Origin of the sequence: Mycoplasma leonicaptivi ATCC 49890 (assembly GCF_000622205.1) — a bacterium.
Taxonomy (GTDB): domain Bacteria; phylum Bacillota_I; class Bacilli_A; order Mycoplasmatales; family Metamycoplasmataceae; genus Mycoplasmopsis; species Mycoplasmopsis leonicaptivi.
Window position 1 is genome coordinate 1 of the sequence record NZ_JHWE01000005.1, and the last position, 10,979, is coordinate 10,979.

The window sequence follows — 10,979 nt, forward strand, 5'->3', positions numbered from 1 at the left end:
TCTTTCATACAAAATCAAAGAATTTTACAAAAACAATGGAGTTGTTCAAAAAATAACTGATGATAGTATGGTTGATGTTTTTAGAAATATGAAATACATAGTTGAAGAAAACAATTTTACAAAAACAAATATTCAAAAATTTAAATCAGAGAATGAATTATCGAATATTTCTTGAAGTATTTATAATGATTACTATAAATACATAAAAAGTAACAAGTAAATTTTATATTTAAAAACTTTTAACACTGTATTATAGTGCTAAAAGTTTTTTTACCTTTGTCAACTGGGAAACATGGGTATAATTTTTTAATTCTTTTTTGGTGAAGTTGATTAAATCTTTTAAAATCATTTGTAAGCAACTGTTGTATATCATCTTTATTAAGTTTTGCAAATTTATTAAGTATTCTTAATTTGATATCTTCTATTTCAATATTTCTATTATTAAGCAGAAGTTGATTTGGTAAAAATCTAAACTTTTCAATATCAAAATATATCAATCCTTTCTCAAATTCTTTATCATGATTTGGGCACAATAAAAAACAATTATCACCGCTTGTTGTTTGATTTTGAGCTAAAAACACTTCTATTTTATTTTTAATAATATCTGTTTTAATATCTGAGTGTCTATGAATATGAGAGATAATTAAATTTTCAGAAATGTTATAAGAGCAAGCAAAACATTCATCTGTATTTATAAATTCATTAAATTTTTTATAAATTCTATGTTTTAACAAGTTTTGATTTCTGCTAAAACCTTGTAAATTATTTTCAGAAAATTCAAGATCCTCATAAGAACTTGATTTTTTATCAGAATCACCACAAAATATAAATCCTAAATGTTCCAATATGTTCTTATGACTATCTGTTGGTTCATTTTTACTTATATTTCAAATATTTTTTACAATATGTTCATAAGTTTTGGTTAGTTTATCTAATACAATGCAAGTTATTATTGTATCTGCTACGTTAGCACCATCAAATTTACCAAAAACATCTAAATAATTAACACCATTTTCAATACTAAATTCTATGAATAAGGATTTATTTTTCTTATTTTTAAATCTTATTTGTTTTTTTAATTTTAAAAATTGATGTAAATCAAGATTTGGCAATGATTTTATTTCATTTATGTTTTTGAAAACATTTAATGAATTAGTTAATTGAAATCCTACAATAGACAAAAATCTAAAATCTGATTTTATTGAATCTGTTATATTTATATCTGTAATATTATTTTTATTTATTTCCTCATTATCAATAGGATTTATTGAAATAAACAAATTATCGATTTTATCTTTGTTTTTATAAACAAAATTAATTATTGGCAATGAATTTTGTTTAACAAATGTATTTCTACCATTAATTTTGAATTTATTATTTTTATTTGATAACTTAGGTGTAAAATAAACAAATGATTTAGTTTCTTTTATAAATAAACCTTGAAAACTCTTTTTATGCGAAACTCAAATGATTTCTTGTTTTAGATTTTCAATGCTTAATAAATTATTACGTAGCAAACAATTTAAAATTATATTTTTTAAATTGTTTATATTATTATCTTTATATGTGTTTTGATATTCTTTTTCAAGTTTAAGAAATCATTTTAAAGAATACACTAATGTAATTTTCATAAATTATGTATATTCCTTCCCATCTTTTTTATAGTCCACGCCTTTTCAAACTTGGATATCTTTATCAAACATATTATTAGCAATCCACATACTTGCAAATGATGGTCTTTGAAGATTCATAACATCATAATTTAAATGATCTTTTGTAAAACACATTCTTCTTTTTAAGTGAACATACTGAACTCTTTTAAATTTTTGCAAGAAATCACAAAATTTTTCACTATTTAAAGCTTGAATACCAAAAATGAGTGCTCAGGGTTTATTAAATTCAAGCAATCTTTTTAACAAATTATGTTTGTTTCTAAAAGGAGGATTACTTACAATAATATCTCATTTTTTGGGCTCATATTCATAAAAGTCTTTACCATCAAATATATGTGATGAAATAACCTTATAACCGTTTTTACGAAAAACAGTAACAAAGTTAGAAGTTTCTAAGTCAAAAGGACATCAAATGATTTTATCTAATGGAATTTTTGCATTATCAATAAAAAATTGAACATCTTCTTTTGTTGTATATCATTCATCATCATTTGCGTATCTAAACGCTTTAGTGATATCGTTTTTATTTCGCTCTTTTAACCCTTGAATATATTCTTCAACAAATTTAACATTTTTTGTTAAATTTTTATTATCTTTTATATCGTTTATTGCTTTATCGATAATTTTCATTTTTATACCCTCTTACTTAGTTTTATAGGATTTTTAAAGGTGGATAATAAACTAAACAGAGAAAGTTTAATAAGTATCCACCTTTAAAATGTTAAATTAATATTTAAATTTTACACAATATTTTATTTTTTAGCAAAAAATAGTGTTTTGTATTTTGTTAAAAACCAATCTTAATTTATTTAATTTTTTCTTATTTAGTTAAAAACAAATAAGAAAAAATGAGTTTGATAACCTAATACAAGACCTTAAAAATAATTAGTTAAGATCCAAAGTTTAATATAATTATTAAGAAAGGAATTCAAGTTAATTTTAAAAACCTTTTCTTATTTAGTTTCAAGTAAAATAATCAATGCTTTCATTATTCATTATTTTTTATTCAATTTCTAGGTTCTTTCTATTTTCTTGTTATATTTAAAAGCGTTTTGTTTTTTAATAAATTATACAGTCACTATTCTTCCTATATCTCACAATTTTTGCAATTCCTTGATATTTTCTACTCTTAAAGACTGTACTTTAAAATTAACTGCAAAAATTATTAATTTTATTTTAAACATATCTATATTTTTTTGTTTTATAAAAACCTGTTAGTTAACTAACAGGTTTTTCATATATTTACTATTATAATTCTTTTCCTTTATTTGAAACAATTTGGTTATTAATTGATTCTGCTTCTACACCAATAATTGCTTGGTAAGATGTATCAGACACTTTTACAACACCAAAGACACCTGCTTTTTTAAGTTCTTCTTCATTAACTTTTGAAGCATCTTTAACTATGTATCTTAATCTTGTTGAACAGTTATTGTATTCAACAATGTTATCTCATCCACCAAATCCTTGAACTATTTTTCTTGCTTTACTTGAAAAATCAGAATTAAGTACTTCTTGTGAAACAGTTGTATTTTTTTCTTCATCAGAAAGAATAATACCTGTTTTTCTACCTGGTGTAGATAAGTCAAGTTTTTTAATCACAAAACTTCCAATAAAGAAATATGAAGCACCACATACAAGACCAATCACAATAATTCATCCTGGATTTGCAAAGACTTTTGTTGCACCTGTAAATCCTGATTCATTAATAATTCTTAATGATTTTGGAATACTTAAAATAAAGTCCATAAATCCTGCTGAAAAACCAAATCCTAATTGAATACCCATTGCACCAGTAACAAAGGCAAAGATACCTGTTAATACTGCGTGAATTAAGAATAAAAGAGGTGAAATGTATAAGAAAGCAAATTCAATAGGTTCAGTAATACCAGTTAAGAAACTAATAATTGCCGCTGAACCAAATAAAGAAATAACTTTGATTTTTTGTTCTTTTGATTCTGCTCTATAAATAAAGGCACCAACAAGAGCAGGTAATCCGAACATCATCATAGGGAAGAAACCTGATTGGAAAATTCCTCCAGGATTATCTTTTGCAACACCATTTAAGAAAATAAAGATGTCACCATTAACATTTGTTCCAGGTTGAACTTCTGATGGTCAAGTTCCAAGTTGGAATCAAAAAATGTTGTTTGGTATGTGGTGAAGACCAAATGGAATCAATAAACGGTTAATAAAACCATATCCACCCATTATACCAGCACGAGTAAATCTTGCTGATAATGATAAGTCACCACTTTTTGAAGCAACAGCATTAGACATTGCTTCTGATATCTTAAAGATAAGATATCCTATTCAAGGGAAGATTAGCGCTCAGACAATTGTAAATAATACTGTGACAATAATTGCAAGAGCAGGAATTAATCTTTTACCTGAAAAGAAACCTAAAACTTTTGGTAATGATACATTATTTGCATAATTGTAAATATATGCAATAACAGCACCAATTATCATACCATTTAAAACGTTTGAACCAAAGATAGCATTATATTTGCTACCAAATAAGTTTTTAAATCCAACTACACCATTACCTAAGTTAACATTAGAGTAAAAACTATCAGCTAATGAAGGTAAAAGTGAAGCAAGAATAACGATTGAGATAAATCCTGCAAAAGCATTTTCTCCACGTTTATCCTTGGTAAAGGCAAACGCAACACCCACAGCAAATAAAATGTGTAGGTTGTCAAAAACAGCACCACCTGTTTTTAAAAATAAAGCATTAACAAACGCGGCAAAAGGAGTTGCTGTAGGAATTTCTGCACCAATCCTTAATAAAATAGCAGCAACTGGTAAAACAGCAATTGGGAACATTAATGCTGCTCCTATTTTACTTAGTTTTTCCATTGCTCTTTTAATAAATGACATATTTTGATTTTGTGTCACAACTTTTTGCATTACATACCTCCCTTATCAGAAGGTTTTTTAACTTTCTTCAAAATAAATCCATGAACTATTACAGTACTAATGATCGCTCCAAAGAAAACAAGCAAAAAGAAAAATGCAAAAACACTAATAATATTTGAATGTGCTTGTGCACTTAAATGTGGACCGACTTTTAAACCTCCAAGTAATCCAACAAGACTAATTAACATTAGAGAAAACAATGATCATAAGGCTATATAAATATACTGGTATGGATTAAGTCTTGAAAACAAACTAGAAAATTTTTTCATTTTACTTACCTTAATATTAATATAATTTTTATTATCTTTTTAAGAGTTTTTCAACTCTCAATATTATTTTAGAACTTTTTTATAAGAAAAATAGATATTGCAATGAAATTGCATTCATATTTAAATTAAGATTTAAGATAATTTAAAATATGCAAAAATATTGCATATTTTGTTAAATTTGTCAAAAAGTAATAAAATCACAAAGGGAGTATTATGAAAAATAAACAACTTGATCAATTAAATTATCATGAATTATTTGATGAATTTAATTATTCTTTTATGGATGTACAAAAAGAATTTTATAATTTAAAAAACCTAATAATTGAATTGTCACAACTTTGTGTGAACACTATTAAAAACAAAGGTAGGGTATTTTATGTAGGAGCAGGAACAAGCGGAAGGATAGCAATGCTTGATTCTCTAGATATCTTACCTACATTTGGAGAGTATAATTGATTTAAATATGCAATGGCCGGTGGTCAACAAGCAATTCTTAAATCTTTGGAAGGATATGAAGATGATTTTGAATTAGGTAAAAAAGATGCCAAAAAATTTAAAATTAATCAAAATGATTTAATTATTGGTTTATCAGCTTCAGGAAACACAAGATACGTAAATGGTTTTTTTGTTTTTGCAAAAGAGGTTTTTGCAAAAACAGTGCTAATATCTAATCAAGATTCTGGATTGTGTTTACAAAATACTGATTTAGCACTAATATCCCACCTTGAACCTGAAATTATAGATGGATCAACAAGATTAAAATCTGCTACACTTCAAAAAATGATTTTAAATACTATTTCAAGTACAACAGCAATTAAATTAGGTAAAGTTTATAATAACTATATGATTGACTTAACACCAATTAATGAAAAATTAGTAAAACGTAGTATTAATATTATTCAAAAGATAACAAATTTATCTTTTGAAGATGCAAATAATTTATATAAAAAAGCGAATAAAAATATAAAAATTGCAATTATTATGTTCTTTAAGCAAGTTGATTTTATAGATGCTAAAAAACTTTTAAAAGAGTTTAAAAATAATTTAAGGGATATAATTGGATAATGAAAATAATTAACGATGTCAAAATAATTAATCACAATCAAACAATCAATTGTGCAGATATTTATATTCAAGATGAAAAAATTGTAAAAATTGTTCCAAATAATAATACTGCAACACAAATTGCTGTACCTGGATTTATAGATACACATATTCATGGTTTTATGGGTTATGATGTAATGGAAGGGGAGCAAGCAACAAAAATGATTTCAAAACACTTAGCACAGCACGGAACTACATCATTTATGCCAAGTGCAATGACTAATGAGTGAAATGTTATTTTAGAATCTCTTAAAAATATTAGTAAAAACCAAGAATGATATTCTAAAAATTTAGGTCTACATATCGAAGGTCCTTTTATAGGGACTAAAAAAAATGGAGCACATAAACCAGAATTTTTAAAAAAATGTTCAATAGATTCTATTGATGTATTATACAATGCATCAAATAAACAACTTAAAAAGATTTCACTGGATCCTGATCAAATTGATAAAGATACCTTTTTATACACACAAGATAAACTCAATATTATAGGTTCTATTGGACACAGTAACACAAGTTATCAAACAGCTCAAGAATTTTTTGACTTAGGCTGTTATTCTGTATGTCATTTATGAAATGCTATGAGTGGTATAGATTCACGTAAACCTGGATTGTTACAAGCATCATTGTTAAACAAGAATGTTTATACCGAAATGATTTTTGATTTATTACATATATCAAAAGAATCCCTTGACTTAACTTTTAGATTAAAAGGATTTGATCATATAATTGCAGTTTCTGATGCAATAAAACCAGCATATGCACCAGATGGTGATAGTATTTCTGGAGGAATACCTATAACTAAAAAAGGGTTAAAAATCACCTTAAAAGGAACAGATACCATAGCTGGTTCAGGAATAACAATTCACGATGCTTTTAAAAACCTTATTAAAATAGGTGTTTCATTTGAAAATGCGGTTAAATTAACATCATACAACAGTGCAAAATATTTAAAATTAGAAAATGAAATAGGTGTAATTTCACAAAACTACTTTGCAGATATAGTGTTATTAAATCCAAAAACACTGGAATTAGAAAATGTATATATAAACGGAGAACAAATAAAATAAGGAGAAATATGAAAATAATTATTAAAGAAAATAGTGACTTACAAGCAATTGAAGCAAGTAATATAATTGCACAAGAGATACAAAAAAATCCAAATCTTACTATTTGTTTTGCAACAGGTAATTCACCAATTAAAACATATAAAAAGTTAATTGAAAAATATGAAAATAAAGAAATTTCTTTTAAAAATGTAACATCGTTTAATTTAGATGAATATGTAGGGTTAGATCCTTCAAATCCTTGTTCATATCATTACTTTATGGATGAAGTATTATTTAATAATATTGATATCCTAAAAGAAAATGTACATTTACCAAATGGTTTAGGTGATATTACAAAAAATGCTAAAGAATATGAAAAATTAATTGAGCAAAAAGGTGGGATTGATCTAATGATCTTAGGTATAGGAACAAATGCTCACATAGCATTCAATGAACCAGGTTCTTTAATTACTGATGTTACTAGAGAAGTACAATTAACAGAAAGTACAATTAAGTCAAATCAAAGATACTTTAAGAATTATGATGAAGTGCCAAAAACAGCTATTTCAATGGGTATAGGAACTATTTTAAAAGCTAAAAAAATTATTCTTTTAGCTGATGGGCAAGCAAAAGCACAAGCTGTTTTTGATTCAATCAATGGACAAATAACATCTAATGTACCAGGAAGTTTTTTACAAACACACAATGATGTTACTTTTATCTTAGATCAAGATGCATCTAAATTATTAAATAAATAATATTAATTCTTTTTTATTAGACTTATATATAATTAAAAAATGGAACTAAAAATATTTACAAAAGAATTTCTTGATAATATCAAAACTAAAAAGAAAAGAAGTGGTTTAAGTGCATTCATTGATTATATTGAAAATGATACAGAGAATTTTTTACAATCTAATTCTAAAAATATTGCATACAAGATAAAAGTTTCAGTTTCAAGTATTTCGCGTAATTCACATTTGTTAGGATTTCAAAATCTTAATGATTTAAAAGTTTATGTTTCATCTAAATTTCAATATATTAAAGATAGAAAAATTGATGATAATCTTGAAAAAGAAAGCTCTTTACAAGTAGTTTTTGAAAACATTAAAAAACATTATTTGTTTACTGTTGAAAAAACAATTGAAAATTTTGTTGATTTGAAAAAGTTACATCAATATATTAAATCACTACTAAAATATAAAACCCAAATATTTTTTGGTGTTGGTGAATCCGGTATGGTTGCGAAATATTTAACTTATAATTTAAGAAAAATAGGTCAAAACGCTATCACAGCAGATGATATTCACCATTTTTATAGTTTTGCAGCACTTCTTGAAACAAAACAATTACACGTAACCCTTATTTCAAGAAGTTTAAAAACTCTTGAAATAAAAAATATTATTTCTTTTTTAGAACAAAAAGAAATTCCATATTCTGTGTGAACTAGAAATGATAATGTTGCGTTAAAAAATGTTCAAAATGTTTTATCATTAGATAGTATTAATCAAAAATATCGAATTAGTTCTATTGGTTCTAAGATATCTAGTTTTTTAATTAGTGATGTGATATTTTCTTATGTTTCTCAACAAGTTGATAAAAATAAGACAATTTTTAGTGGTATTAATAAATCTATTCATAATTGAAATTCACTTTTAGATGATTTAAAAGAAAAACAATAAATTAAGTATTAGAAAAACTTTAATCATATAGATTAAAGTTTTTGTTTTACTTAATATTAACTTGCTTGTGGTGCAGGAGTTGCCGCTGCTGGTTGAGAACCACTTGTTGTTCCTTGACCAGAAGTACTTCCTGCTTGTGTACCTTGTGTGTTTGCAGCCATATCTGATGAACTTGTGTTACCCGATGCTGTTGAACCAGTAGAACCATTTGTAGAAGCATCACCTTGTGTCCCTTGGTCTTGACCACTTGGTTGCATACCATCTTGTGAAGAGTTTGCAGACATATCACCAGATTGATCACCTTGCGCAGTATTATCTGTTGTTCCAGCGTTATCTGCTTGTTTTGTTAAACTAATTTGTTCTTCAAATTTAGCAAGCAATTCATTCCCTAATGTTAAACCAATAATATTAAATTCTTTATTAGCATTTGTTGCTCTAATAGTAAATGTTACTTCTTTTTCAGAAGGAGTTCCATTTACAAATCCTTCTGATCATTTATCTTTAGCAACACTTAACTCAGTATCTATCATATTTGCATCAGAAGTTTTTAGTGTTAAAGCAGTATTTTCATCTCCTTTTACAAATCTTCTGTCAATTGTTACTTTAATTTCAACTTCTGATTCTGATTTTTTGTTAACTTCATATTTTTTGAATAAAAGAAGAGTTTGGTTATCAAGTTCTGCTAATTTATCTTTAATTTTTAATAACTTTTCAGATGCTTGATCTTTGTATTTTGTAAAGTCTTGGTTAACGCTCATTTTTAAGGTTTGATTTTTAAAATTATCTAAATCTTGTTTAAGAGTAAATACAGGTCTGTATTTTTCTTCAGTTGTTTTACCGTGAAGTAAAGAATTATATTCTTCTTCAAGAGTTTCCATAAATGTTCTAAAATCTCTTAATGTAACAAGTTTATGTTTAAGTTCAAAAGTAAATACTTTTTTAGTAGTTTCATCTTTTAATAATGTTACTTTAAAAGTTTTAGAAAGAAGTTTTTCACCAAGTTTTGTTGATTTTGTTTCTTCTACAACTACAGCGATATTATTGTCAATATCTTGTGGAGTGTTATCCATTAATTTTTGAACATTAATTTTTGAAACATCTAGTGTGTTTAAGTCAAATTTTTCTGATACTTCAACAACTTTTGATGCTGAAGTATTATCAAAACTTAAATTAGAAAGATTTAAGTCTTTAAAGTTAACTTGGATGTTTTCTGGTAATGTTACACTATCATTTTGTGGTTTTTGAGTTTCTATATTATTAGCATCTTCTCATTTTTGTTTACCAGCATCTGTAAGTTTATATACTTCAACTTCTGTAAAACCTACAATACCTAAATTAGTTGTTGCTATTTCATTTGTTGATTGTATTTGAGTACCTTTTGTGTTAGGTATTTCTGGTGCTTTAAACTCGAATCTTATGTATTTTGCTAAAACAGGATCAAATTTTATATCAACTTGAAGATAATTTCCATTTAATATGTGATTTTGTAAAACTTCACCATTTTGATCAAGTCTATCACCAAATAATTCTTTTTTTGTTACCTTATCTTGATTAGTAACAGGATTAAAATTAACCCCATCTACTGAAGTATAAAGTTTTATGTATTCAGTAGGCAATCTTTTACCTGTTTGACCGTTTCTATTATATCCATTCACCCTTGTTCAAAGTTTAAATGTGTTTATTATAGTTTCTTTTTGTCCTTGAGAATGATCATCATTATTATTATAGTCATGAATTTGAAGAGTTACATATGGTTTAGGTTGCTCTTTTCCAAAAAATCCTCATGTATCTCATCTTCCGCTTTCAGTTTTATTATCATCAACCAATTTAGAAAGAGGAGCATTACTTGGATTGAAATCAAATGAATCATTTACTAACGGTGTTAATTTAGTACTTGTCGCTAGTCTTTCGGTATCATTGTTATTAACACCCACACCTTCTACAAATTTAAAGGTGGAAATTAAAATTAGACCATAGGGCTAATGAGATTTCCACCTTTATTAGCCCTTTCATATATGAAAGGGGCACACGGGGGTATACCCCCGAAAAAATGGCAAAACAACTAACACAACAAGAATGGCTTTATTGATTTAAAGAATATGAAAATCCAAAAAGAGAAAACATTGATATTTTCTGAAAAAAATATTTGAAGGAAACAAATAAAAGAAATTCTTTATATGTAAAATCATATTTCATAAGAAAATATAATTTGTATAATTTAGATATGAATAAAGAAATATTGATATCGAAAACAGGGACAAAGAAGCAAAAGAAAAGAAA

10 protein-coding genes and 1 pseudogene are annotated in these 10,979 nt (G+C 25.9%); 6 read left to right on the forward strand and 5 right to left on the reverse strand.

The genetic code is table 4. The features are described from left to right. Positions 1-220: hypothetical protein (locus BU00_RS05165; RefSeq protein WP_036458655.1), on the forward strand; the 220-nt coding region annotated here is incomplete at its 5' end. Positions 221-239: 19 nt separating this feature from the next. On the opposite strand, the gene BU00_RS0100010 is transcribed toward BU00_RS05165, so the two are convergent. From BU00_RS0100010 to BU00_RS0100025, 4 genes are all read right to left on the reverse strand, one after another. Continuing rightward, on the reverse strand, positions 240-1,631 hold the full coding sequence (locus BU00_RS0100010; protein ID WP_027120944.1) for an HNH endonuclease: 1,392 nt from the start codon (positions 1,629-1,631) through the stop codon (positions 240-242). 3 nt (positions 1,632-1,634) lie between these two features. Next, on the reverse strand, positions 1,635-2,303 hold the full coding sequence (locus BU00_RS0100015) for a hypothetical protein (RefSeq protein WP_027120945.1): 669 nt from the start codon (positions 2,301-2,303) through the stop codon (positions 1,635-1,637). A gap of 618 nt (positions 2,304-2,921) precedes the next feature. Beyond that, positions 2,922-4,586, reverse strand: a complete 1,665-nt coding sequence (locus tag BU00_RS0100020; RefSeq protein ID WP_027120946.1) for a PTS transporter subunit EIIC — start codon at positions 4,584-4,586, stop codon at positions 2,922-2,924. Beyond that, positions 4,586-4,864, reverse strand: a complete 279-nt coding sequence (locus BU00_RS0100025; RefSeq protein WP_027120947.1) for a hypothetical protein — start codon at positions 4,862-4,864, stop codon at positions 4,586-4,588. Before BU00_RS0100025 ends, BU00_RS0100020 begins: the two co-directional genes overlap by 1 nt. A 213-nt stretch (positions 4,865-5,077) precedes the next feature. On the opposite strand from BU00_RS0100025, the gene BU00_RS0100030 reads away from it, so the two are divergent. From BU00_RS0100030 to BU00_RS0100045, 4 genes are read left to right on the forward strand one after another with little or no spacing between them, the layout of a single operon-like run. Further along, the gene (locus BU00_RS0100030) at positions 5,078-5,929 is read left to right on the forward strand and encodes an N-acetylmuramic acid 6-phosphate etherase (protein ID WP_027120948.1); all 852 of its coding nucleotides are present in this window, start codon (positions 5,078-5,080) and stop codon (positions 5,927-5,929) included. Beyond that, positions 5,929-7,038 (forward strand): N-acetylglucosamine-6-phosphate deacetylase, encoded by a 1,110-nt coding sequence (gene nagA / locus BU00_RS0100035; protein WP_036458657.1) that lies wholly within the window; start codon positions 5,929-5,931, stop codon positions 7,036-7,038. The genes BU00_RS0100030 and nagA overlap by 1 nt, the downstream gene beginning before the upstream one ends. A gap of 8 nt (positions 7,039-7,046) precedes the next feature. Continuing rightward, positions 7,047-7,775, forward strand: coding sequence for a glucosamine-6-phosphate deaminase (nagB, locus tag BU00_RS0100040; RefSeq protein ID WP_027120950.1), 729 nt, complete (start codon positions 7,047-7,049; stop codon positions 7,773-7,775). Positions 7,776-7,814: 39 nt separating this feature from the next. Beyond that, complete coding sequence (locus BU00_RS0100045) at positions 7,815-8,699, forward strand: MurR/RpiR family transcriptional regulator (RefSeq protein ID WP_027120951.1); 885 nt, start codon at positions 7,815-7,817, stop codon at positions 8,697-8,699. 56 nt (positions 8,700-8,755) lie between these two features. On the opposite strand, the gene BU00_RS0100050 is transcribed toward BU00_RS0100045, so the two are convergent. Next, a complete protein-coding gene (locus BU00_RS0100050) occupies positions 8,756-10,633 on the reverse strand; it encodes a hypothetical protein (RefSeq protein ID WP_027120952.1) in 1,878 nt (625 codons plus the stop codon). Positions 10,634-10,749: 116 nt separating this feature from the next. On the opposite strand from BU00_RS0100050, the pseudogene BU00_RS05430 reads away from it, so the two are divergent. Next, positions 10,750-10,979, forward strand: a pseudogene (locus tag BU00_RS05430) (hypothetical protein); the annotation flags it as partial.